Consider the following 23551-nt stretch of genomic DNA (forward strand, 5'->3'; position numbering starts at 1 on the left):
GGCCAGTGAGACCCGGCAATACGGCGCGGCCGCCGCTTCCCGCCAATTTAATTGCCGATTCCACATATGAATGAATAGGCATTTTGCGAATCTTAATGCAAATAAAACGGCGGCAGCGTACGCCAGCGCACACTACACGACCACTCGAAAACGGCGCACTAACAATTCTATTCCACCAAACTTCCGCCAGTTTTAAGTGATTTTTTCCGCGCAGACGGCAAATTGAGAGTACCCTCCTTCACCGCCGTTGTCTGTGCCGGACCCCACGCAAATTTGCTCCGACCATAGAGCTTCGCATCATCTTGCGAAAACAGACATCCAATATAGGCACTTGAAAGCCGACCAGATTATTTAATTTATTGTTATCGGCAATGGGGAATATAAAGCTGGCGATTAATGTTTCAGAGCTGAAACAAAGACATCTTTTGACCGCCCGGCAATAGGCGCGCCAATGGCCGATTGCGCCGAGGGCGAAGCGGGTCGATCTCACCAGCGAATTGCGCAGATGCTATGCGCTTTGCGCGGCAGCGACCTCGCCAGACAAGTAAAGGCCGTTCTGACCTCGTGCATTAACCATTCGATGATGCATTGCCAGCAGACAGTGGACGCCATGTGCATGCGAATACCGCACCTGCCGTTTGAACAACGGCACACGCGACGTGTTGTCCGGCGACGTTGCACAGCATGTCGTCAAAACGTTGTCGCATAGCGCGGATGCCGGCTCGGTCCGCCCGGCATCGGCCGCTTATTGGGACAACATGCACGTGCACGGTTACCAAGACGCGACGCCACATCCGAAGGCGACGTGGCGCGCAAGCGGCGCAATGCGCCGATAATTAGGCACTTCATGATAGGTTCGAGGCCTGCTGGCGTACAGAACTCGTGCGCGCGGACGGGTTAGGATGCCTGACAACATGCTGGAACCGCTTCTATCCTATGAACGCTCTGATATGGATGACACTGATCCTCGCTGCGATGATCGGCGCGCTCCTCTTTACGACGATCGGCGCTTTACTGTTCGCGCTGCTGCTTGGCAACGTGTCGGACCGGCTCGCCCGTACCGACGAGGATCATCGGGACTAGTGATGCGCTCGCATCCATAAGGACGAACCGCTCGACTCGGCGTTGGGCGCATTCGCGCCCATTCACGCGCTGCCCTCGGGCGGTCCTGAATGGCAAAAGACAGAAATCCCAACAGTAATGCCAAAATCAGCGCACACTACCTCATTGCTCCTGTGAGGAGCAAAAAACGCCAATTGGGAGTCCATCATGGCAAAAGGTCAGATGCGCAGTAACCGCGAAGTCAAGAAACCGAAGCAGGAGAAGAAACCGCAACCTGCCACGTCGCCGTCCGGCGGGACACCGATTCGCGTAGCACCGAGCGTTTCGGCGACCCAGAAGAAGCACTAAACGCGAGCCGGCCCGCCTTCACAAGGCGGGCCGCTTTACTTCGGCTTTACTTCGGCTTTACTTCGGCTTTACTTCGGCTTGACTTCGGCTTGACTTCGGCTTGACTTCGGCTTTACTTCGGCTTTACTTCGGCTTGACTTCCGCATTACTTCGCCACCCGCAGCGGCTACCTGGAAATATCCTCCAGCGCGACATCGCGTGTTTTCGGTCCCAGCATGCCGATGGCGATCATCACCACCGCCATCGCGCCGGAAATGAACACGAACACCCCGTTCACGCCAAAGCGGCTCAAACACCCGGCGATCACGAACGCCGAGAACACCGCTGAAATCCGGCTCCACGAATAGACGAATCCCACCGCCCGCGCGCGGATGCTGGTCGGAAACAGTTCCGCCTGATACGCGTAATAGCTGTATGAAATGATGTTGCCCGCCAGCACGAGACACACGCCGAGACTCAGCAGCAATACGGTCTCGCGCGCCTGGCTGAAGGCCAGCCCGCACACCACGTTCACCCCCGCCATGAAGATGATCACCGTCTTGCGCTCGAAGCGGTCGGCAATCAGCAAGCCCAGCAGCGGCCCGAGCGGCGCGGCAAGCGCGATGATGCTCGCGTACATCAGGCTCGTCGTGACCGTGATGCCCTGCTTGATCAGCAACGTCGGAATCCAGTTCGCGAAGCCGTAGTAGCCCATGGTCTGGAACACGTGGAAGATGATCAGCATCAGCGTGCGCCGGCGATATGGCGGCGCGAGCAGATCGCGAAACGCCGTACGCGCGCGCACCGGCTCGGGCGACGCGGGCTGCGGCAGCGGTCGGCCGTATTCGCGCTCGACGCGCGCTTCGAGCCGCTTCATCACCGCGTCGGCTTCCCCGATGCGGCCTTTTTGCGCAAGCCAGCGCGGGCTCTCCGGCAAACGCAGACGGATCCACCACACCACGATCGCGCCGACCACGCCGGTCAGCACGACGATGCGCCAGCCGTCGAGGCCGAAGTAACGGTGCGGCACCAGCAGATACGACAGAAACGCGACGATCGGCACCGCGCAGAAGCCGACCGCCTGCGAGCACGCCGCCGCGCGGCCGCGAATATGCTTCGGCACGAGCTCGGAGATGTACGTGCCGATCGTGACGATCTCCACGCCGATGCCGATGCCCGCGATGAAGCGCCACAGGTTGAGCCCGAACGCGGTGTCCTGAAAAGCCATGATGATGTTGGCCGCGGTGTACCACAGCAGCGACCACGTAAAGATCGCCCGTCGCCCGAAACGGTCGGCGAGAAAACCGCATGCCGCCGTGCCGATGAACAGGCCCGCAAACAACGCGGCGATGAAGCTCGCGACACCGCTGGTGCCGAACAGACCATGGGTAGTCGCGGTGAGAATGCCGCTACGCACGAGTCCCGGCGCAATGTAGCCGGAGAACATCAGGTCGTACAGTTCGAAGAAGAGGCCGAGGCTCAGCAGCATCACCAGCTTCCAGATCGAACGGGTGGCGGGCAGGCGATCGAGCCGCGCGGAAATGCGCGCGCCTTCGAGCGCGATCTGCCCGGCGTGGTCGCCCGCCGCTGCGCCTGTATCCGTGTCCGTGTCCGCGGGCAGGCCGCCCAGTGCGGCGGCATCGCCGACTGCCGTCGCATACACCGCTTGATTCGACGATTTCATCGCCTGTCTCCAATCCAACGCAAATGATTGCGGAACGCCGGTCTATCGCCGGATGAAATTTGAGGGGACTACATTAGCGGCACCGGACAGCACGCCGCGCCTCGAGCGTCGCGCCGCGTTTGCCCTAGCCGGCGCCATGCGCAGGTCACGCCGCTTCGCGCGGCGCCCGAGCCGCACCGCCGCCCAGCGCCGCGATCTGCGCGTCGTCATAACCGAGACCGCGCAGCACGTCGGCGGTGTGCTCGCCGATCTTCGCGATCGGCTGACGCGGCTGCAAACGCGCGCCGTCCATCGAAATCGGCAGCAAGGGCATGGCGGTCTCGCTGCCGTCGTCGAGCGTCAGGCGCGCGAGCCCTCCGCTTTCGTTCAGATGCGGATCGTCGAACAATGCTTCCGGCTTCGTGATCGACGCGAACGGAATATGGTCGCGCTCGAACAGCGGCACGAGCGCCGCGCCTTCGAATCGACACAAGGTTTCGCCGAGCGTTTTCAGCAGCCACTCACGCGCCAGCACGCGATCGTTGTTGGTCGCGAGACGCGGATCGGCAATCAGGTCGGCGCGGCCGAGAATCGCGCACAACGCGCGCCACTGACCGTCGCCGGTCGCGGCGATGAACATCTGCTCGCCGTTGGCGAGCGTGAACACGTCGTACACGGCCCACGCGCTGATGCGCTCCGGCATCGGCGCGGCGGGCACGCCGGTCGCGGCGAACTGCTGCATGTGCTGCGCGCACAGCAGTACACAGTTCTCGAACAGCGCGCTCTGCACTTCCTTGCCGCGTCCGCTCGCATGCCGTTCGTGCAGCGCGGCGAGCACGCCGATCGCGCCGAACATGCCGCCCATGATGTCGTTGACCGAACTGCCCGCGCGCAGCGGCCGGCCGACCGGTCCGGTCATGTACGCGAGGCCCGCCATCATCTGTACGACTTCGTCGAGCGCGAGGCGGTGTTCGTAAGGGCCGTTCAGAAAACCCTTGTGCGACACGTAGATCAGCTTCGGATTGCGCTCGCGCAGTGTCGCGTAGTCGAGCCCGAGACTCGCCATGCGGCCCGGCTTGAAGTTTTCGACGAACACGTCGGCGGTGTCGACGAGCGTGTGCAGCGCGGCGAGTCCCGCTTCGCTGTCGAGATCGAGCGCGACGCTCTTCTTGTTGCGATTGAAGGTGCGGAAAAAACCCGCACCGGTGCCGAGCAGACGGCGCGTGCCGTCGCCGCGCGGCGGCTCGACCTTGATCACTTCGGCGCCGAGGTCGCCGAGAATCATCCCGCAGGTCGGGCCCATCACCATATGCGACAACTCGATCACGCGAATACCGGCGAGCGGCAATGCGCCCTGCTGCGGCGCGGACGAGGCGGAATCGGAAGTGGACGAAAGCGGAGTCATTGCAGCACCTGCGGTTAGGAAGCGGGTTGGAAAGATGCGCATGCCTGACGGCCGGCGGCGAACTGCTTCGGCAAACCGGCGCGTGCCAGGTAGCCGTACAGCGGCTCGCCGGGCAACGCGTCGGCGAGCACGGCGCGCGAGGCGAGCAGCCTCGTGAGATCGATACCGGTGTCGTAGCCCATGCTGTCGAGCATGAACACGAGGTCTTCGGTATTGACGTTGCCGGTCGCGCCCGGCGCATGCGGACAACCGCCGAGGCCGGCCAGCGACGCGTCGAATTCGCGGATGCCGTGTTGCAGGGCAACCAGCGTGTTGGCGAGGCCGAGGCCGCGCGTGTCGTGGAAATGCAGCGAGCGCAGCCGCGCGCCCGCGACGTCGCGCACCAGTCCGATGATCTCGCCGACCTGGCGCGGCGTCGCCTCGCCGGTGGTGTCGCCGAGCGCGATCACGTCGGCGCCGGCCTGCAGCGCGTCGCGCGCGATCGCGGCGATATCCGCGTACGGCACCGCGCCTTGCAGCGTGCAGCCGAACACCGTCGACAAACCGGCGATCAGTTCGACGCGCCGCGTCCCGCCGTTCGATGCGGCATCGATCGCCTCGCGCATCGCGGCGAACGCGTCGATCATGTCGGCGGGCGTCTTGCGTACGTTGGCGAGGCTATGCGCGGCGCTCACCGATATCGGCGCGACGATCCGGTGTACGCCGCTGTCGAGCGCGCGTTGCGCGCCCTTCAGATTCGGCACCAGGGCCGTCACGATCAGATCGTCGTAGCTGAGCGCATGGGCGATCACTTCACCGGCATCGGCCATTTGCGGCAGCAGTTTCGCGGGCACGAACGACGCGACTTCCATATGCCGCACGCCGGCTGCATAGGCGGCGTCGATCCACCGCCGTTTGAACTCGGTGGGCATCGTGCGGGCGATGCTTTGCAGGCCGTCGCGCATGCCGACTTCGGTCACGACGACGCGCTCCTGGGTGTCACTCATGGTCTTTGATCCCGGTGTCGGATTGCGCTGCAGAGGCGGAAATGAAGCAACTGGATGACAGCGTGCCCGCGCACGGGCGCGCGCGGAAGTCTGCGTTGACGACGCCGTCCATCGCGCCTCGCGATGGCAGCGCGGGCCTGCTGGGCGGGCGTTTCGGCGCCGAGAGGGGAAACCCTTAAGGGGTTTTCAGAAGAGGTGTGTGGCGGGGTTCAGCGGGTTATGGTGGGCGGCAGCGGACAGGCGGCGTGCACGATCAATGTCGGCGTACGCGTGATCACGAAGCGCGTGCGCCTGCCGTGTGAGTGCGCTGAAGGCGCGATCCATGCGTCAGACCGCCCCCAACAAATGCGTCAGCAGATGTGACGCCGCCAGCGTCAGCGCATGCCGATCCCGCATACAGATCACGAAGCGCCGCTCCGCCCATGCCTCGCGCAACGGCACGGCGACGATGCCGTATTCATCGGCGGCATGGCGGGGCAATGCCTCGCGCGGCAGGATCGCCACCGCGAGCCCGGCCTGGATGAAGCGATAGGCGGCATCGAACGTCGACACGTAGGTTCGATAGTTCAGCTCGCCGCCCTTCTCCACCGCGATGCGCTGCATCAGCGCATTCACCGACGCATTCGACGCGAGTCCGAGGTGATCGAAGGCGAGCGTCTGCTCGAAGCCGACCGCGGGCTCACCGGCAAGCGGATGCGCGCGCGGCACGATCAACGCGAGATGATCGGCGCGATACTGCAGGACGTCGAGACTGCCCATCGGCACGACGTCACGGCAGATGCCGAGATCGGCCACGCCCTCTTCCAGCCCGCGGACGATTTCGCCACTCACTCGCTCCTCGACATCGACGCGAATCCCCGGATTGGCCTTCAGGAACACCGACAAGGCCTCGGGCAAGAACTCCACCATCGACGACACGTTCGCCAGCACCCGCACATGTCCGCGCGCGCCGGCCGCATACTCACTGAGTTCGGCCTGCAGCCGTTCATGGCCGCGCATGATGAGCCGCGCATGGCGCAGCAGCGCCTCGCCGGCGGCGGTCGCGCGCACGCCGCGCTGGCTGCGCGAGAGCAGCGCGACATCGACCAGCGCCTCGAGATCGGCGAGCCGCTTGCTGACCGCCGACGGCGCGATGAACTCGCGTTCGGCCGCGCGTGCGATCGTCCCTTCCTCGCACACGGCGATGAACAAGCGCAGCGTCACCTGATCGATCTGCCACATGAGCGGGCGCGCTCCCGAGATTTGAAGTGGCAAAATTATGCCCGAGGAAGGCGCGCGTCGAACCGATCCCAGGGTATCCACGGCCGGTGCGGGAGCCGGATGGCGCAGGCTGGCCGGGGGGCGGGCTTACGGGCCTCGATCCGGCGCAAAAGCGGCTTCCGGCAAGCTCGCGCGGCCTTGCCCGCGCCTGCCGGTCTGGCTATGCTGACGGACGCGCCGATTGCCGCCTTCGCACGAGCAACGCCGCGTGGGCGCAAGGCTCCGCGTACGAACGGCAAGTGCACCACGAACGGCACGACCGACAAAACACCGCGACGCGCCGCGAACCGCGAACCGCGCACCACGCACCACAAGCCGCCGCAACGAAACGAATCACCCCGCGTCACGAACCTGAACCACCGCTCAAGGGCTTTCCCATGTCGACCACCAGTCTTTTCTTCACCGCCGCGGGCGTCGGCCTTGCGATTGCCGCGCCGGTCGGCCCGATGGGCATGCTGTGCATCCGCCGCACGTTGACGGGCGGCCCACGCGCGGGACTGGCGATCGGCTTCGGCATTGCAACCGGAGATGCGCTCTACGGCCTGATTGCGGCGCTGGGCCTCGTCGGTATTTCGCAGTTCATGCTTGCCTACGACCGCCCGCTGCATCTGCTCGCGGGTCTGTTCCTGCTCTATCTCGGCGTGCGCACGCTGCTGCAGAAGCCGGCCGCCGACACCTCGAACGGCAACGGCGACGGCAAGCTCGCGCAGGTGGGCCGCGCGGGCGCCTTGCGCGCGTACGCGAGCGCCTTGCTGCTCACGCTGACCAATCCGCAAACCGTCATCATGTTCGCCGCGCTGTTCACGACGCTCGCGCCGCGCGGCGCCTTCTCCCCGGCCATTGCGCTGACCACGGTGGGTGGCGTGTTCGTCGGCTCGATCGCGTGGTGGTGCGTGCTCGTGAGCGTGGTGTCGCTCGCGCGTCACGCGATCGGCAGCAGGCTGCGCCTCGCGATCGACCGCGTGGTCGGCTTCACGCTGGCGGCGTTCGGCGTCGTCGAGATTCGCCGCGCGCTTTGAACGGGACTCGCCACGGAACGCGCAGCGCGCTCGCGCTCGACCGTATTCCGTACGCAAGCGCGGCAGTTTTGCGACAATAGCGGCTTTCGCCGCGCCGCGGCGGCCCGTGGCGCACCTGCTGTGCACCTGTGCCAAGCCGCACTGCGCGCCGCTGCCTGGGGCGCGTGGCGGCCCGCACGCACCGGCCCCGCCGTCCGATCCTTCCACCCATCCGACCGTCAGCGGTCTGCTCAATGGCACTTCCCCACATCGAACTGCTGTACTCCGTCTCTGGCCTGTTCGTCGGCTTTCTGGTCGGATTGACGGGCGTCGGCGGCGGCTCGCTAATGACGCCGATTCTGGTTTTGCTGTTCAACGTGCATCCGGCCACCGCGGTGGGCACCGACCTGCTGTACGCGGCCGCCACCAAGGCGACCGGCACGCTCGTGCACGGCCTGAAGGGTTCCGTCGACTGGCAGATCACCCTGCGCCTCGCCGCCGGCAGCGTGCCTGCCGCGACAATCACGCTGGTCCTGCTGCATCGCTACGGGATGGACACGCCGGGCGCGAGCCGGCTGATCCAGATCGTGCTCGGCGCGGCGCTGCTGGTCACGGCGGTGGCGCTGGTGTTCCGGCCGCAGCTCGCGGCGCTCGGCGCGCGCGGCCAACGTGCGCCGAAGCAGGGACGCACGCTCGCGCTGACCATGCTGACCGGCGCGATACTCGGCGTGCTGGTGTCGCTGACGTCGGTAGGCGCGGGCGCAATCGGCGTGACCGTGTTGCTGCTGCTGTATCCGTTGCTGCCGACCACGCGCATCGTCGGCTCGGACATCGCGCATGCGGTGCCGCTCACGCTGCTGGCGGGCGCGGGTCATTGGCTGCTGGGTTCGGTCGACTGGTCGATGCTGGCGTCGCTGCTGGTGGGATCGCTGCCGGGTATCGCGATCGGCAGCTACCTGTCGTCGCGCGCGCCGGATGCGCTGCTGCGCAACCTGCTCGCGGCCACGCTGACGCTGGTGGGTGTGCGGCTCGTGATGGCATGATGCATCGACGCAGGCGCTGGTGTAAGGGCCGACCCAAGTGGCAATTGATGCGCTAACGTCGGCATCGACCGAGCCGGCAAGCTGAGCCCTAACGTCAGCATCGACGTGCGCGCCAGCTCCGCGCCGACATCAACAGAGCGCCGCCCCCGCCTCTACTTGAAGAACCTGCTGGTCAGATCGGCTTCGAACTGCCTGATCCATTGGCCATCACTGTCGCGATACGACTGCGTCCAGCCGGCGCGCCGCACGGTGACGAGACGCTCGTGCGCGGGCTCGCCGGCCTTCGCGCAGGCACTGATGTCGAAGTGCACCGGCGCGAAGCCGTGCCGCGCGCACACCAACTCGAAAGCCGCCCGATCGCCGATCGGCAGATCGGTGTAGCGTAACAACGTGGTTCCCATGACATTGACTCCGATTCCCATGCGTCCACAGTACGCTTCGCGCGACGTCAGTTCTGTGTCGCAACGCACGGAGAAGTCTTCGCAGCATCGACGGCAGCCAATATGCCACCCGGAAACGATCAGCGCGGTTCCCAAACAGCATCGCGCCAACAAATCAGGGCCAAAAAAAGCTCCGGCATTGTGCCGGAGCCTTGGGACACACCTGCTTCACGATCGCGCACGCCGTGTCGAGCCGCCGCCCTCTTGCACCCGCGAGGCGCCGCGTGCGCCGCTCAAGTCCGCCGGGCGCAGCCCGATTCGTGCCGCGCGCGCATGACAGACTGATTACTGTTGCATCACGGTCAACTTGTTCGACACCGACTTCACGCCCGCGACGCCCTTCGCGGCTTCGCCGGCGGCATCGATCTGGCCTTGGTCGGGCACCGTGCCCGACAGCGTCACCGCGCCAGAGCGAGCGCGCACGGAAATGTTCGACACATCGAGGCCTTGCGTCTTGCTGAGGGCGCCCCGGACCTTGCGGCCCAGTTCGTTGTTCGCCCGCTTGCCGGCCTTGACCGTTGCCGCCGCCGACGACGGCGCATCGTTCGACTGGGCGTAGACGTTGCACGCCAGCACCATTGCCACGACCGAACCCAGCGTTTTCAGATAACCGACAGATTTCATGGTTTCTCTTCTCCTTGGTTTCACATTGGACCGCGTGTACAAGCGGTTTCGTTACGACTACCGGCGGCCCAGCGCGAGGGGACACGCAGCGAGGTGCGTCCCGGCGCCGGCCGGCTTTGGCTGCAACACATATGCGAGAGGCGGGAGAAACCGGCTGCCGTTTGCCGCATGCGATGACGGACATGCCTGCGGTACGGAACCGGCAAGCCGCGACGTTCGAGAGCGTGCCCGGTTCTGGTGTGGTGCCGGGTCACGCCGCGCAAACCCTGGTTCGCGGCAGCGATCCTCAATTTAATCCAGGCGGCCCGGAAGCGCAAAGGTTTAGTCGTCCGCGCGGCATGCGGCGGCGTCGGGTGTGGGACTTGTGCGACGCATTCGCCACGCATTCGCCACGCATGTGCCAGGCGTGTGACAGCCGCGCCGTCCGCGCAATGGACCCCTCGGCATGCACACCGCCTGCACGCCATGTTCATACTGCGCTCACACCGCGTTCACCATTTGTTACGCGTTTGTCGGCGTCTGGCGCCCCCCGCGCGTTTCGCCGTCCTATGAATCTCAGGTACCATCGGCGCGACGCGCGCGACCGCGCGGTTTGCACGATATCCGCCACGGCCGGCACGCCAGGCCTCGCTTGCTCCGGAGCGCCTCGCTCCGTTCGTGCGCCGCCGGGCGCCGCCCCTGTCCACATTCGACCGTAGCCCTCACGTCATCCGATGAAGCCCGCCACCGGCCGCAAAGGCCCTCCCCGTCTCGTCGCCCGTTTTGTCGCAATCTCCTGGCGCGACCTGGCGGTCTCGTTCGGACCGCTCGCGCTGCTCGTCGTCGTCGCGATCTGGGCCGCCGTGCGGCTGATCCAGCCCGCCCCGCCCAGCACGCTGACGATCACCACCGGACCCGAGGGCAGCACCTTCTGGAACGCCGCGCAGAAGTACAAGACGATTCTCGCGCGCAACCGCATCACGGTGAATGTGCTGGCGTCGGAAGGGTCGCTGCAGAATCTCAAGCGGCTGTCGGACCCGCAGGCGAACGTCGATGTCGGCTTCGTGCAGGGCGGTGTCGCGCCCGGGGCGGTGAACAAAAACCTGATGTCGCTCGGCAGCGTCGCGTATGTGCCGCTGGCGATCTTCTATCACGGCCCGCCCGTCATGTGGCTATCCGAGTTCAAGGGCCAGCGGCTGGCGGTCGGCGCCGAAGGCAGCGGCACGCGCGAGCTGGCGCTCGCGCTCCTCAAGGCCAACGGCATCGTGCCGGGCGCGGCGACCAAACTGCTGCCACTATCGGGCGACGCCGCCGCCGACGCGCTCATCTCAGGCAAGGTCGACGCGGCCTTCCTCGCCGGCGATTCCGCGCAGCCGGCGGTCATGGGCAAGCTGTATCGCACGCCGAACGTGCGTTTCTACGATTTCACGCAGGCCGAGGCGTACACGCGCCGCTTTCCGTTTCTGACCCAGCTGAAAATGCCGATGGGGTCGTTCGACCTCGGCAAGAATCTGCCTGCGGCATCAATCAGCATCGTCGCGCCGACCGCCGAGCTGGTGGCGCGCGACTCGCTGCATCCCGCGTTGTCGGATCTGCTGATCGAAGCCGCGCGCGAGGTGCACGGCGGCGCGAGCATCATGCAGCGCGCCGGCGAATTCCCCGCGCCGATCGCACACGACTTCCCGATCAGCGACGACGCCGCGCGCTACTACAAGTCGGGCAAGAGCTTCCTCTACCGGACCCTGCCGTTCTGGGTCGCGAGTCTCGCCGACCGGCTGCTGGTGATCGTGGTGCCGCTGGTCGTGCTGCTGGTGCCGGCCTTGCGCGTCGTGCCGGGGCTCTATGCGTGGCGGGTCAAATCGCGGATTTATCGCTGGTACGGCTCGCTGATCGCGATCGAGCGCAGCGCGCTCAGCGAACATTCGGCCGCCGAGCGCGCGTCGTTGATCGAACGGCTCGACGCGATCGAGGAGTCGGTCAACGGATTGAAGATGCCGCTCGCGTATGCGGATCAGTTTTATGTGCTGCGCGAGCATATCGGCTTCGTGCGCCAGCGGCTGACGCAAAGCCGCGAGGCCCAGCGTGACCAAGCGCAGGATGCGGACGACGGCCGGCCGGACGACGAATCGCGCGAGCAAGACGCGCGCGGCCCGGCTGCGGCCAGTGGCGGCGAAGTCGCGCCGCTCCCGGCCCGTGGCGAGGCCAATGACACGCATCAGGCACATGAAGCGGCGGAACTTGGCGCGGCGCCCGGCCCCGCTGCCGACCCGGCCAACCCTGGCGGGAGCGCCGCCAAACCCTATTGAACGGTGCAAGCCGTGGCTGCACCGCGTAAGATCATCACAATTTTGACGTTGTAGCGAACGCATCGTCAGACAGGCATTTCGGGAGACATTTATGACCGTTGGCATCGACGCCAGGCAACCGCTGTGGTTTTACGACTTTGTCTCGCCGTTCACGTACCTGTTGCTCGAGCAACACGACAAATGGCCCGGCTTCGACTTCGCATTCACGCCGGTGGTGCTGAACGACCTGTACGCTCACTGGGGACAGCGGCCCGCTTACAGCGTGCCCGCCAAGCGCACCTTCATGTACCGGCACGCGCTGTTTCGCGCGGAACAGCTCGGCATTCCGTACAAGATGCCGCCGGCGCATCCGTTCGATTCGATGAAGGCGCTGCTGCTGGCCACGGCCGCGAACGGCGACATCAACTTCGTGCGCGAGATTTTCCGCTTCATCTGGCGCGAAGGGCGCGATCCGTCGAACGATGCGCACTTCGCCGAACTGTGCGAACGCGTCGGTATGCCGGACGGGCCGGAGCGCATCAAAAGCGAGGAAGTGAAAGCGCAATTGCAGCGCAATACGGCCGATGCGATCGGGCTCGGGGTGTATGGCGTGCCGACCTTTCGTCTGAACGATCAGCTGTTCTGGGGCGAAGACGCGTTGCCGATGGTGCTGTACTGCGCGCGCACGCCGAACTGGCTCGAATCGCGCGAAGTAAAGCGGATCAGTTCGCTGCCGTCGGGGCTGGTGGACTAGCTGGCGGAGCGAGGGGGGGCGACGCGCAGGCTTCAGGCGGCTGGCAGCGTGGCTGCCGTACCTGGTGCCCGCGTCGCAGTCGGCTCGGCTTTGGGCTTTGGGCTTCGGCTTCGGGTTCAACCGAATCGCACCGAAACAACTCCCGCTGATGCCGGCCATACCGCGCCTGCTATGCCGCTACACCGCAAACGGGCCTAAGGTTATAACCTTTGCGCCCCGCGCGCGGGCCGTGTCGCGAGCCGGCTTCGTGCCGCGCTTCATCCGGGCCGCTCCGCCCGCACCGCCTCGCTCAAACCATGGATGACGACGACACCGCCGCCTCACTCGATATCTGGCTCGTGCGCGTGCTGCGCACGCTGCTGGTCGAGCGCAGCGTCACGCAGACCGCGCTGCGTCTGAATCAGACCCAGCCGGCCATCAGCACCGCCCTGCGCAAACTGCGCGAGACGCTGAACGACCCGATCCTCGTGCGCGGCAAATCCGGCATGGTGCCGACCGAATATGGCCAATCGCTGCTGGCGAGTGCGCAACGCGTGCTGCGCGAAGTCGATTTCGTCGCGACGCCGCACGGCGACTTCGATCCCGCCCGCTCACGCCGCACCTTTCGCGTGGCCGCGCCGGATTATCTGAACGACTTCTTCATGCCGACCGTGATCGCGCAATTTCGCGAAGCGGCGCCGCATGCGCGGCTCGAAATCGAATCGCTGGGTCCGCTGCTCGATCACTCGGCCGCACTCGACGCCGGCGAACTCGATCTGGTGATCGGCAACTGGCCGAAACCGGATGCGCGGTTCGAGCGCAGCGATCTGTTCTCCGATACCGTCGTGTGCCTGATGCGCGCCGATCATCCGCTGACCCGCGCGCCGCTCACGCGCGACGCGTATCTCGCCGCGCCCCATCTCGCGCCGACGCCCTACAGCGGCGCGCGCGGCGGCGCAATCGACACCGGTTTCGCGCGCGCGCACGCCGAGCGGCGGATCGTCGCGACGCTGCCCTACTTCGGGCTGGTGCCTCAGACACTGTTGCAATCGGATCTGATCTTCACGACGACGCGCCGCTTTGCGATGCACTATGCGGACATGCTGCCGCTCGCGGTGGTCGAGGTGCCGATCGCTTTTCCGCGCATCAAGTGCTATCAGCTATGGCATCCGCAGCCGGACCGGCCGAGCGATGTCGGCTGGCTGCGGGCGTTGATGTCCGACGTATCGGATGGGTTGGTCGCGCAGAAGGTCAGGCGCGCGAAGCGGCCTCGGCAACAGGAAGAGCCGGGCAAGCCGAAGTGAAGGTTTTTTGCAGCACTCACGTTTGGCTTTGCACGTCCGCATGTGCCGCGCTCTCGTGAATGCCTACGGCGGTGCGCCGCCTCGTCAAACCGTCGCGCAGACCTTTTGCGTCGCGACCTGCGCCACCACCTGGCGGGTCCTGATCTGCAGCAACTGCGCGCACACCGCAACCGCGATCGCCGGCGGCGCCTTGTCGACGATGCCGTCCACGCCGATCGGACACGTCATCTCCACCAGCCGATCCGCTTGCACGCCGCGTTCGACCAACCGCCGCTCGAATTTCACCCGCTTGGTCTGCGAACCGATCATGCCGAAGTAGGTGAAATCGCGCCGCCGCATGATGCGCGCGGCAAGCGAGAAATCGAGCGCGTGGTTATGCGTCATCACGAGAAAGTAGGCGCCGGGCGGCGCCGCATCGACGATTGCATCCGGCGTGTCGGTCGCTTCGATCTGCACGTTGGCGGGCGTCTCGTCGGGGAACAGTTCGTCGCGCTCGTCGACCCACTGGACGAGGCACGGCAAGCTGCCGAGCAGCCTGACGAGCGCATGCCCGACATGCCCCGCGCCGCACAGCACGATATGCATCGGCGCCGGACGCGGCATCTGCGCGGCGCTGCGCCGGCCGATCTGAACGGACGAGAAATCGTTCATGGCGATCCTCCCTGTGTGTAGATTGTTCACGCGCGTCGTGCCGCGCTCATTGCCGCGCCGCCGCAGCAGCGGCGCGCACCGCGCCGACCGCCTTGAGAATTTCCTCGCTGGTCGCCGGCGCATTCAGCGGCGGATTGACCTTGTGATCGCCGACCGCCGACACCGCATCGCGCACCGCAAAGAACACCGAGAACGGCAGCAGCAACGGCGGCTCGCCGGTCGCTTTCGAACGATGGATGCTGTCCTCGGCATTGCGGTTCTTGAAAAGGCGCACACGGAAGTCCGGCGGCGTATCGTTCACCGTCGGAATCTTGTAGGTCGACGGCGCGTGCGTCATCAGCTTGCCGTCCGCGTTCCACCACAACTCCTCGGTCGTGAGCCAGCCCATCCCCTGGATGAACGCGCCTTCCACCTGGCCGACGTCGAGCGCCGGGTTCAGTGACGCGCCCACGTCATGCAACGCGTCCGCGCGCAGCACGCGCATTTCGCCGGTCAGCGTGTCGATCACCACTTCCGACACCGCCGCGCCGTACGAGTAGTAATAGAACGGCCGGCCCTGCAGCTTCGCCTGATCCCAGTAGAGCTTCGGCGTCGCGTAGAAGCCATCCGACCAGAGTTGGACCCGCGCGATGTAGGCCTTCGCGATCACCTCTTCGAACGGCACGACCAGGTCGCCGACCACCACGCGGTCGTGCGCGAAGCGCACGTCGGCGGCGTTCACCTGTCCGGCGCCGAAACGCTCGGCGGCGAATGCCGAGAGGCGTTCGCGCAACTGGCGCGCGGCATCCTGCGCGGCCTTGCCGTTCAGATCGGACCCGGTCGATGCAGCGGTGGCCGACGTATTGGCGATCTTGCTGGTGTCGGTCGCCGTCACGCGAATGCGCCTGAAGCCCACGCCGAGTTCATGCGCGACCACCTGCGCGACCTTGGTGTTCAAGCCCTGGCCCATTTCGGTGCCGCCGTGATTCACCAGCACCGAACCGTCGGTGTAGATATGCACGAGCGCGCCGGCCTGGTTGAAGTGCGTCACGTTGAACGCGATGCCGAATTTGACCGGCGTCAGCGCGAGGCCCTTTTTCAGCACTTCGTTGTTCGCGTTGAATTCGCCGATCGCCGCGCGGCGCGCGCGGTATTCGCTGGTCGCTTCGAGTTCGTCGATCAGTTCGTGAATCACGTTGTCTTCGACGATCTGGCCATACGGCGTCTGGTTGCGCTCGGTCTTGCCGTACAGATTGCGGCGGCGCACGTCGAGCGCATCGGCGCCCACCGAACGCGCGACGTTGTCCATGATGTATTCGATCGCGAACGCGCCTTGCGGGCCGCCGAAGCCGCGGAACGCGGTATTCGACTGCGTGTTGGTCTTGCCGCAGAAGCCGTCGATGGTCACGTCCGGGAGCCAGTACGCGTTGTCGAAGTGGCACAACGCGCGCGTCATCACCGGGCCCGACAGGTCGGCGGAAAAGCCGCAGCGCGAGGTCATGTCGACGGACACGCCGTCGATCACGCCCCGGTCGTCGTAGCCCACTTCATACGTGTAGTGAAAATCGTGGCGCTTGCCGGTGACCATCATGTCGTCGTCGCGGTCGGGGCGCAGTTTCACCGGGCACAGCAGCTTCCACGCGGCGAGCGCCGCGCAGCACGCGAACAGACCCGATTGCGATTCCTTGCCGCCGAAGCCGCCGCCCATGCGCCGGCATTCGACCAGCACGTTGTGGGAAGCCACGCCCAGCGCGTGAGCGACCATGTGCTGCATTTCGGTCGGGTGCTGCGTCGAACAGTAGACGTGCATGCCGTCGTCGTCCTTCGGCACCGCATACGAAATCTGCCCTTCCAGATAGAACTGCTCCTGGCCGCCGAGCAGCATCTCGCCGGCCTCGCGATGCGCGGCGCGTGCGATCTTGGTCGCGGCTTCACCGCGCGCGAGCTTCATCGGCGGCAACACGTGCTGGTTCGCGGCACGCGCCTGCTGCGCGGTCAGAATCGCCGGCAATTCCTCGTAGACGATCTCGGCGCGGCGCGCGGCAAGCCGCGCGGTTTCGTGCGAGGTCGCGACCACGATGAAGATCGGCTGGCCGATGTATTGCACGAGCCCGTCGGCGAGAATCGGATCGTCGCCGTGGATGATCGGGCCCACGTCGTTGACGCCGGGGATGTCGTCGGCGGTGAAGACGGCGACCACACCGGGTGTGGCGCGCACCTTGTCCACGGAGATCGACACGATCTTCGCATGCGCTTTCGACGACAGCCCGAGCGCGGCGTGCAGCGTGCCGGCGAGCGTCGGGATGTCGTCGGTATAGGTGGCGCGGCCGCTCACATGCAGATGCGCGGACTCGTGCGGACGCGACACGTGGACTTGCGTGAAGTCGTCGAGATCCTGAAGGTCTTTCAGGAACGGCTCGGCTTGCTGATTCATTGTGATGTTCTCCGTATCCTACGTAGGCCGGCCGCGGATCAGGCGCTCGCGGCAGCCGGCGCGCACGCGGCGGCGACCGCGCGCACGTCGAGCGCGCTCTTGGGCAGCGGATTGTGCGGACGCGTTTCGAGCCAGAAGCGGTACAGCGTGTTCTTCGCGGCTTCGAGCCGGTAGTCGCTGGTCGCGCGCATGTCGGACAGCGGCGCATAGTCGTTGCCGAGCGCGAGCATCGCGGCCTGCGCGGTGGCTTCGTGCCATTCGGCATCGCCCAGCACGGCTTCGGCATGCATAGCGCGTTTGGGTGTCGCGGCCATCCCGCCGAACGCGACGCGCGGCTCGCGAATCAGCGTGCCGTCGGCGATGAACGAGAACGCGGCGCACACCGCCGAGATATCCGAATCGAAACGCTTCGAGAGCTTGTAGGTGCGAAATTGCAGATTCGCGCGCGCGCCGGTGCGCGTCGGCACTTTCAGCCCGACGACGAACTCGTGCTCCGCCATATCCTTCTTCTGATAAGCGAGGTACAGGTCTTCGAGCGGCATCTCGCGCTCGATCTCGCCGCCGCGCACGACCACTCGCGCGCCGAGCGCGATCAGACCCGGCATGGAATCGCCGATCGGCGAGCCGTTGGCGATATTGCCGCCGAGCGTGCCGGCATTGCGAATCGGCAGCGAAGCGAAGCGCTGCCACATCTCGGTCAATTCGGGGTACTGCTTCGCAATCTCCGCATAAGCCTTCTCGACGCTCACGCCCGCGCCGACCTCGATCCACTCGCCGTTAGTTTCGAGCTTCTGCAATTCGGCGATCTGGCCCACGTAGACGAGGTGGCCCAGCTCGCGCATCTGTTTCGTGACCCACAGGCCGATGTCGGTGCTGCCGGCAAGAATGCGCGCGGCCGGTTGGGCTTCCTTGATCTTCGCGAGCGCGGCGACGCTGCGCGGGGCGTCGAACTGCTGGCCGGCGTGCTCATAGTGGAAGGTGTTCTCGCGCGCCAGCGTGGCGAGCGTAGCGGCGAGCGAGGCGACGTTCACCGGCGCTTTCGGCGCGGGCGCGTCGAACATGCGCACGGCCGCATCGACGATCGGCCGATAGCCGGTGCAGCGGCACAGGTTGCCCGTCAATGCATTGCTGATCGCTTCGCGCGACGGCACCGTGCGGTTCGCGCAGCTCTGCTCGTGGCCGTGTTTCTCGTACAGCGACCACATCGACATGATGAAACCCGGCGTGCAGAAGCCACATTGCGAGCCGTGGCATTCCACCATCGCCTCCTGCACCGGATGCAGCGAACCATCGGGCTGACGCAGATCCTCGACGGTGTAGAGCGCTTTGCCGTCGAGCGTCGGCACGAACTGGATGCAGGCGTTGACCGCCTTGAAGTCGACGCCGCCCGCTTCGTTGCGCTCGCCGAGCACCACCGTGCACGCGCCGCAATCGCCTTCGGCGCAGCCTTCCTTGGTTCCGGTGCAATGCGCGTCCTCGCGCAGATACTGCAGGACCGTGCGGGTGACGGGCGCGTCCTTGATCTCGCGGATCGCGTTGCGGTGATAGAAGCGAATCGGCTCAGTCATGTCTCGTTACTCTCGGATTAATCTCGAATGTTCTGTGTCCGTGCGGACGTGCTGCAGCGATGGTTTGAAAGCTATCACCGTCAATAAAGGCAACCCATAGCGTGGACCGCATGGGGGACATATTCGCCAGGCGATATAGAGGGTCGTTTGAGAGCGGGTTGACTTATGTTGGGTTGAGCTTTTTGCCGTGTATTGGTTATTTTTGCTGAATTTTGGTCATTGCGAATCATGGCATGCCTGCTCGCCAGACAAAAATACGGACACTGAACACGCGAAATCGGACCACTATGTGGGTTCGCGACGCCGATCCGACGGTCAGCGAATTATGCAAACGCAGCAAGGGAATCGGTTCCATGGGAAAATCACGCCTTCCCGCCGAATTCAAGTCTCGTTTTCCCCATGTCCACTGACTCCGCGCCACCTCGCAGCGAATTTACGACGACCCTGCAGATCATTCCGGTCGTCTTTTTCACCTTTCTTTGTTATCTGACGATCGGCATTCCGCTGGCGGTGCTGCCCGGCTATGTCCACGGCGACCTCGGCTACAGCGCGGTGCTGGCCGGCGCGGCCATCAGCGTGCAATACCTGGCGACGCTGGCCTCGCGCCCGCTCGCCGGCCGCTCCGCCGATACGCTGGGGCCGAAGCGCACGGTGTCGATCGGTCTGCTGGGTTGCGGCGCGAGCGGCGTCCTGCTGCTGCTCGCCGTGTTGTGCGGCGATTGGCCGGTGCTGAGTCTCACGCTGCTGGTGTTCAGCCGGCTGGTGCTCGGCTTCGGCGAAAGCCTGTGCGGCACCGGCGCGATTCTGTGGGGCATCGGCCGGGTCGGCACGAGCAACAACGCCCGGGTGATTTCGTGGAACGGCATCGCGACGTATGGCGCGCTGGCGATCGGCGCGCCGCTCGGCGTCGCGATCGCACACGCGATCGGCTTTGCCGCGCTCGGCATTCTGGTGATTGCGCTGGCCGCGCTCGGTTTCTATCTGGCTCGCCAGATCGCGCCGGTACCGCTCGTCCACGGCGAGCGCATGTCGTATCGCAGCGTGTTCACGCGGGTGTTGCCGCATGGCATCGGCCTCGCGCTCGGCTCGGCCGGGTTCGGCTCGATCGCGACTTTCATCACGCTGTTTTATGCGGCGAAGAACTGGCCGAATGCGGCTTTGTCGCTGACGGTGTTCGGCACGCTGTTCATCGGCGCGCGCCTGCTGTTCGCCAACACGATCAAGACCTACGGCGGCTTTCGCGTTGCGATTGCCTCGTTCTCGTTCGAATGCGTCGGCCTGCTGATGTTGTGGCTCGCGCCCGAGCCGCATATCGCCCTGGCCGGCGCCGCGTTGACCGGCTTCGGCTTCGCGCTGGTGTTTCCGGCGCTCGGCGTCGAAGCGGTCGGACTCGTGCCACCTGCGAGCCGCGGTGCGGCGCTGTCGGCGTACTCCGTGTTTCTCGACCTGTCGCTTGGAATTACCGGGCCGCTGGCCGGTTATATCGCCGGGGAATTCGGCTATGGGTCGGTGTTCCTGTTCGCCGCGGTTGCTGCTGCGGCGGCGGTCGTGCTGTCGACCGTGCTCTATCTGCGCCACGCCAAGATGACTGGCCAGCCCGCCGCGCTGTGACAGAATTGTTTTTGCCTGCGCCTGGCGCAGGCAAAAAACTACTTTCCTTCCGACAACCCGCGTTCGAGCGCCGCCACGCCGGCCGGCAAATCGACCTTCACGCCGAGATCCACCATCGTCCTGCCGAGCGCATGCACGGTGCGGAAAAGATTGTGTTCGCGGCATTGCTCGCCCATCTGTCCGATCCGGACGATCGGCAAACCAAACGAGCCCGAAATTTCCACCTGATGTTGCCGCGAAATATGCGAGCAGACATCCGCGGGAGTCAATCCGCCCGGCACCTCGATGCCGACCACCGAGTTCAGGCGGCACGCTTTGGGCGCATACAACTGCAAGCCGAGCGCCGTCACGCCGTCCTGCAACGCCAGCGAACATTTCAGATGCCGGGCGAAGCGCTTTTCGAGCGTCTCCGCGCACACCAGCCGCAACGCCTCGTGCAACGCGAGCACGCCCGAGACCGGCGCGGTGTAGTGATAGCCGGCGTTATGCCAGAAGTTCTCCGCGAGCGATGCATCCAGGCACCAATGCGCATTCGCTGCGGTGCGTCCTTTGACGCGCGCCCAGGCCGCATCGGAAAACGCGATCAGCGACACGCCCGGGATCGACGACAAACCCTTCTGCCCGCCCGTGATGACCGCGTCGATGCCCCACGCGTCCATCTCCAGCGGCATCGTGCTCAGCGTGCACACCGCGTCGACGATCACCAGCGCGCCTGAAGCTTTCGCGAGCGCGGCAATCTCCTTCAGGTGGTAATTCCACACCGTGTTCGACGTCTCGCCCTGCACGACCGTGACAACTTCAGGACGCTCGCGGCGAATCGCCTCGGCGATCTGTTCGAGGCTCGCCACCGACCGGTCCGCGACCTCGAGCGTGCTCACTTTCGCGCCCACACGCCGGCCCATTTCGCCCATGCGGTCGCTGAAAAAGCCGTTCTTGATGCACAGCACGCGCGTGCCTTCCCACGCGAGGTTGGAGATCGCCATCTCCATCGCGGCCGATCCCGGTCCCGCCACGCCCAGCACCCACTTCGATTGCGTCTGGAACACGTAGCGCGCCATCGTCTTCACCTGAGTGATCACCTTCACCATCGCGCCGCCCAGATGATTGATCACGATCGTGTTGGCCTTGGCCACGGCGGCGGGAATCGGCACGGGGCCGGCGCCCATCATCAGAAGCGGCTCTTCGGGAAGGATGGCGTCGAGCGATTCGACAACCGGACAGGGCACTACGGAAGCAACGGCAGAAGGTGATGAAGTCGGCATGATCGGTACGTGAATGTCAGGGTGCAGAGGAACGCGTGGCCTCACCGGCCATGACGCCGGTGAGGCCACGCGTCCGATCATTCACTGATCCACGCGATTGCGCAAGTTTTTTGACTATGCCTGATGAGGCGACGGCACCAGCGGCGCCGCCTCCTGCGTCATTTCACCTTGGTCTTGTCGAGCTTCTTGCCGGTCGCCGCGTTGAAGCGCTCCACATACTCCTCCATCAGCTTGCGCAGCGCACGGCCGATTTTCCGGTAGTCGGCCTCGTTGAGATTGGCGAGCGACACGCGCCCCGACGGATGCTGGGTCCCGAAGCCTCGGCCAGGCAGCAGCACGACCCGCGCTTCGCGCGCGAGTCGGAACAGCAACTCGGACGGCTCCGTGTTCTTGTAAAGCCACTCGACGAACTCGCGGCCATACGCCCGCTCGCCGAGGAATTCGACGTCGAGAATCGTGTAGTAGTCGACCTGGTTTGGATCGTCGTCCTCGAACGAGATGCCGACCTCTTCGTAAAGCGCGCGCTTGCGGCTGCGGATCAGGCGCTTCAACGCGTTCTTGTAGGCGTCGGGCGTGTCCATCAGCGAGAACAGCGAAAACAGCACCATCTGCACCTGCTGAGGCGTCGACAAACCCGCTGTATGGTTCAGCGCGACGGTGCGGCTGTCGGCCACGAGACGGTCGATGAACTTGAGCTTGTCCGGCTCGGTCGTGATCGACTCGTAACGCTCGTGCAACTGCTTCTTCGCGTCTTTCGGCAACTCGGCGATCAGCCTGTCGAGCACGTTGTCGCGATGCGTGGCGATCGTCCCCAGACGCCAGCCGGTCGCGCCGAAATACTTCGAATACGAGTATACGAGGATGGTGTTCTTCGGTGCGAGCGCGAACAGCGATACGAAGTTGTCCGCGAAGGTGCCGTACACGTCGTCGGTGAGCAGAATCAGATCGGGCCGTTCCTGGACGACGTCGGCAATGTATTTGAGGCTCTCGTCGCTGATCCTCACCGACGGCGGATTGCTCGGGTTCACGAGGAAGAACGCCTTCACCTGCGGGTCACGCAGCTTGTCGAGTTCCTTCTTCGAGTACTGCCAGCCGTTGGCGACATCGGCTTCGAGATTCACGACGTTCAGCTGATAGTCGTTCAGACGCGGAATCTCGATGTACGGCGTGAAGATCGGCATGCCGAGCGCGATCGTGTCGCCCGGCTTGATCAGGTGATTCTCGCGCATCGTGTTGAAGATATACGTCATCGCAGCCGTGCCGCCTTCCACCGCGAAAACATCGAACTCGCCGATGAACGGATGATCGCCGATCATCTCGCGGCGCAGATACTGCCCGACGATCAGTTCGGACAGCTTGAGCATGCGGTCGGGCACCGGATAGTTCGACGCGAGTATCCCCTCGCACATTTCATACAGGAAGTCGCCGGCCGAGTAGCCCAGCTGATCGCGGACATACGACACCGCACCGCGCAGGAAGTCGATGCCCGCGACGCCCTTGTTCTCGCGCAGGAACAGATCGAAACGTTCCGTCAGGCCTTCGCGCTTCGGAAACCCGCCGATGCCTTCCGGCATAAACGCAAACGAGCGCTCCGATTCGCGCATCGCAAAGAGGCCGAGTTGCCAGAACCCGTGGCGCGGAATGGTCGCGAGAAAGTTCGGATTGCCGCGCCCCGCGTTGAGCATCGACGCGTTGGCGGGCCGCTCCACGGCGCCGCCGCCAGCGGCCTTGATCAGCTCGTCCTTCAGTTCGAACGGGCTGAGCGCGGACAGTCCGGCTTGCGCCATGTCGCCTTGTTTCTTGTCGCCCTTCTCTTTTGCCATGATGCGTTCTCCAATGAGCCAGGTGAAAGACACCGGCGTATCGAACCATTGCCTGGTTGCAGCCGGCGTAACAGAGATCGATGGATGCGCGCGCTACACGTGCGCTGCACATGC

Annotated in this window: 18 protein-coding genes; 7 read left to right on the forward strand and 11 right to left on the reverse strand. The window is 65.0% G+C overall.

What is annotated here, in order from left to right:
- Positions 1-936: 936 nt before the first annotated feature.
- Positions 937-1083: a hypothetical protein gene (locus HV770_RS07185; protein WP_175158740.1), complete on the forward strand. Its 147-nt coding sequence runs from the start codon at positions 937-939 to the stop codon at positions 1081-1083.
- Between the two features lie 493 nt (positions 1084-1576).
- Here HV770_RS07185 and HV770_RS07190 read toward each other — a convergent pair whose 3' ends face one another.
- From HV770_RS07190 to HV770_RS07205, 4 genes are all read right to left on the reverse strand, one after another.
- Complete coding sequence (locus HV770_RS07190; protein ID WP_175158741.1) at positions 1577-3073, reverse strand: MFS transporter; 1497 nt, start codon at positions 3071-3073, stop codon at positions 1577-1579.
- 145 nt (positions 3074-3218) lie between these two features.
- On the reverse strand, positions 3219-4457 hold the full coding sequence (locus tag HV770_RS07195; protein WP_175158742.1) for a CaiB/BaiF CoA transferase family protein: 1239 nt from the start codon (positions 4455-4457) through the stop codon (positions 3219-3221).
- A gap of 14 nt (positions 4458-4471) precedes the next feature.
- On the reverse strand, positions 4472-5443 hold the full coding sequence (locus HV770_RS07200; protein WP_175158743.1) for a hydroxymethylglutaryl-CoA lyase: 972 nt from the start codon (positions 5441-5443) through the stop codon (positions 4472-4474).
- Between the two features lie 327 nt (positions 5444-5770).
- Complete coding sequence (locus tag HV770_RS07205; protein ID WP_175158744.1) at positions 5771-6664, reverse strand: LysR family transcriptional regulator; 894 nt, start codon at positions 6662-6664, stop codon at positions 5771-5773.
- 416 nt (positions 6665-7080) lie between these two features.
- Between HV770_RS07205 and HV770_RS07210 the strand changes: the two genes are divergently transcribed.
- Entirely contained in the window at positions 7081-7722 is a 642-nt protein-coding gene (locus HV770_RS07210) for a LysE family translocator (protein WP_175158745.1), read from the forward strand.
- Positions 7723-7955: 233 nt separating this feature from the next.
- Positions 7956-8744 carry a sulfite exporter TauE/SafE family protein gene (locus tag HV770_RS07215; RefSeq protein WP_175158746.1) on the forward strand — a complete coding sequence of 263 codons (789 nt, stop codon included), beginning with the start codon at positions 7956-7958 and terminating at the stop codon, positions 8742-8744.
- Positions 8745-8896: 152 nt separating this feature from the next.
- Here the strand turns inward: HV770_RS07215 and HV770_RS07220 are convergent, their stop codons facing one another.
- Both HV770_RS07220 and HV770_RS07225 read right to left on the reverse strand, forming a co-directional pair.
- Positions 8897-9145: a hypothetical protein gene (locus HV770_RS07220; protein WP_175158747.1), complete on the reverse strand. Its 249-nt coding sequence runs from the start codon at positions 9143-9145 to the stop codon at positions 8897-8899.
- Positions 9146-9469: 324 nt separating this feature from the next.
- Positions 9470-9808: a BON domain-containing protein gene (locus HV770_RS07225; protein ID WP_175158748.1), complete on the reverse strand. Its 339-nt coding sequence runs from the start codon at positions 9806-9808 to the stop codon at positions 9470-9472.
- 713 nt (positions 9809-10521) lie between these two features.
- On the opposite strand from HV770_RS07225, the gene HV770_RS07230 reads away from it, so the two are divergent.
- The 3 genes from HV770_RS07230 (at position 10522) to HV770_RS07240 (ending at position 14109) form a co-directional block, all read left to right on the forward strand.
- The gene (locus HV770_RS07230) at positions 10522-12093 is read left to right on the forward strand and encodes a TAXI family TRAP transporter solute-binding subunit (RefSeq protein ID WP_175158749.1); all 1572 of its coding nucleotides are present in this window, start codon (positions 10522-10524) and stop codon (positions 12091-12093) included.
- A 91-nt stretch (positions 12094-12184) separates the two neighbouring features.
- Positions 12185-12826, forward strand: a complete 642-nt coding sequence (locus HV770_RS07235) for a 2-hydroxychromene-2-carboxylate isomerase (RefSeq protein WP_175158750.1) — start codon at positions 12185-12187, stop codon at positions 12824-12826.
- Between the two features lie 296 nt (positions 12827-13122).
- Complete coding sequence (locus HV770_RS07240; protein ID WP_175158751.1) at positions 13123-14109, forward strand: LysR substrate-binding domain-containing protein; 987 nt, start codon at positions 13123-13125, stop codon at positions 14107-14109.
- 84 nt (positions 14110-14193) lie between these two features.
- Here HV770_RS07240 and xdhC read toward each other — a convergent pair whose 3' ends face one another.
- From xdhC to xdhA, 3 genes are read right to left on the reverse strand one after another with little or no spacing between them, the layout of a single operon-like run.
- A complete protein-coding gene (gene xdhC, locus HV770_RS07245) occupies positions 14194-14760 on the reverse strand; it encodes a xanthine dehydrogenase accessory protein XdhC (RefSeq protein ID WP_175158752.1) in 567 nt (188 codons plus the stop codon).
- Between the two features lie 46 nt (positions 14761-14806).
- A complete protein-coding gene (xdhB, locus tag HV770_RS07250; protein ID WP_175158753.1) occupies positions 14807-17173 on the reverse strand; it encodes a xanthine dehydrogenase molybdopterin binding subunit in 2367 nt (788 codons plus the stop codon).
- Positions 17174-17211: 38 nt separating this feature from the next.
- Positions 17212-18741 carry a xanthine dehydrogenase small subunit gene (gene xdhA / locus HV770_RS07255; protein ID WP_175158754.1) on the reverse strand — a complete coding sequence of 510 codons (1530 nt, stop codon included), beginning with the start codon at positions 18739-18741 and terminating at the stop codon, positions 17212-17214.
- Positions 18742-19140: 399 nt separating this feature from the next.
- Between xdhA and HV770_RS07260 the strand changes: the two genes are divergently transcribed.
- On the forward strand, positions 19141-20352 hold the full coding sequence (locus HV770_RS07260) for an MFS transporter (protein WP_175158755.1): 1212 nt from the start codon (positions 19141-19143) through the stop codon (positions 20350-20352).
- Positions 20353-20390: 38 nt separating this feature from the next.
- On the opposite strand, the gene HV770_RS07265 is transcribed toward HV770_RS07260, so the two are convergent.
- Positions 20391-21614 carry a pyridoxal-phosphate-dependent aminotransferase family protein gene (locus HV770_RS07265; RefSeq protein WP_175158756.1) on the reverse strand — a complete coding sequence of 408 codons (1224 nt, stop codon included), beginning with the start codon at positions 21612-21614 and terminating at the stop codon, positions 20391-20393.
- A 158-nt stretch (positions 21615-21772) separates the two neighbouring features.
- The gene (locus HV770_RS07270) at positions 21773-23437 is read right to left on the reverse strand and encodes a bifunctional aspartate transaminase/aspartate 4-decarboxylase (RefSeq protein ID WP_175158757.1); all 1665 of its coding nucleotides are present in this window, start codon (positions 23435-23437) and stop codon (positions 21773-21775) included.
- Positions 23438-23551: the final 114 nt, after the last annotated feature.

Origin of the sequence: Paraburkholderia fynbosensis (genome assembly GCF_902859935.1) — a bacterium.
In the GTDB taxonomy this organism is placed as follows: domain Bacteria; phylum Pseudomonadota; class Gammaproteobacteria; order Burkholderiales; family Burkholderiaceae; genus Paraburkholderia; species Paraburkholderia fynbosensis.